The 1,117-nt window shown below is 65.7% G+C and carries 2 protein-coding genes; both read left to right on the top strand.

What is annotated here, in order from left to right; all coding sequences use genetic code 11:
• Nucleotides 1–684, top strand: a 684-nt coding sequence (locus tag HX846_RS37700; protein ID WP_178967525.1) for a 2-dehydro-3-deoxygalactonokinase, incomplete at its 5' end; no start/stop codon positions are given.
• 13 nt (nt 685–697) lie between these two features.
• Nucleotides 698–1,117, top strand: a 420-nt coding sequence (locus HX846_RS37695; protein WP_178967524.1) for a 2-dehydro-3-deoxy-6-phosphogalactonate aldolase, incomplete at its 3' end; no start/stop codon positions are given.

The following is a 1,117-nucleotide window of genomic DNA, read 5'->3' as shown; positions in this document are numbered from 1 at the left end:
CCGGCCGACGTCTCTACCCTCGGCCAGGCGCTGCATGTGGTGCGCAGCCTGCGGGGCGCAGCGGTGCACATCGTGCCCGGCGTGATTCAACGCGGCGCGTTGCCCAATGTGATGCGCGGTGAAGAAACCCAGGTGCTCGGCGTGCTGCAAAGCCTGGCTGCCCATACCGGGCGCGACGTATTGATCGGCCTGCCGGGCAGCCATTCCAAGTGGGTGGAGGTGGTGGAAGGCTGCATCACTCACTTCGATACTTTCATGACCGGCGAGTTGTTCGCCGTGCTCAGTCAACACAGCATTCTGGGGCGCACCCAGCGCCCTTCCGAACAGTTTCAGGTGGCCGCTTTTGATCGCGGTGTTCAGGTTGCGCTGTCGGCAGACGGCCAAACGGGGCTGTTGTCGAACTTGTTCAGCGCACGCTCCCTGGGATTGACCGGCGAGCTGGCGCCTGACGAGCAACCGGACTATCTGTCCGGGCTGTTGATCGGCCACGAACTGGCCGGCCTGCGCACTCGCAAGTCCAGCCAGCAGCGCGACATCGTCCTGGTCGGCACACCCCAACTCTGCACCCGCTACCAGCGTGCACTCCAACTCTGTGGCTTCCCCCACGTGACCCTGGCGCAGGAGGCTACCGAGCGTGGCCTTTGGCAGCTGGCCATGGCGGCGGGGCTGCTGCCTGCAACCTGACGAGAGGCCAGACATGCTCAAGCAAGCACTGACACACAACGGTTTGATCGCGATCCTGCGCGGCCTGCGACCGGAGGAGGCGCTGGCGATCGGCGAGGTGTTGTACACGGCGGGCTTCAGGGTGATCGAAGTGCCGCTTAACTCGCCGGATCCTTATTCCAGCATCCGCATCCTGCGGGACAGCCTGCCCGCCGATTGCCTGATCGGCGCCGGCACCGTGCTGACCCCGGAACAGGTCGATCAAGTCAAAGCCGCCGGCGGCCAGGTGATCGTCATGCCCCATAGCGATGCCAAGGTGCTGCGAGCCGCCAAGGCCGCGGGCCTGTATCTGTCGCCGGGTGTAGCCACGCCCACCGAAGCGTTTGCCGCGCTGGCCGAAGGCGCCGACGTGCTGAAGCTGTTCCCGGCCGAGCAAATGGGCCCGGCGGTGGTC

Origin of the sequence: Pseudomonas sp. K5002 (genome assembly GCF_013386655.1) — a bacterium.
Taxonomy (GTDB): domain Bacteria; phylum Pseudomonadota; class Gammaproteobacteria; order Pseudomonadales; family Pseudomonadaceae; genus Aquipseudomonas.
Note: the sequence above shows the minus strand (reverse complement) of the source record. Positions and strands in the feature narration are given on the sequence as shown.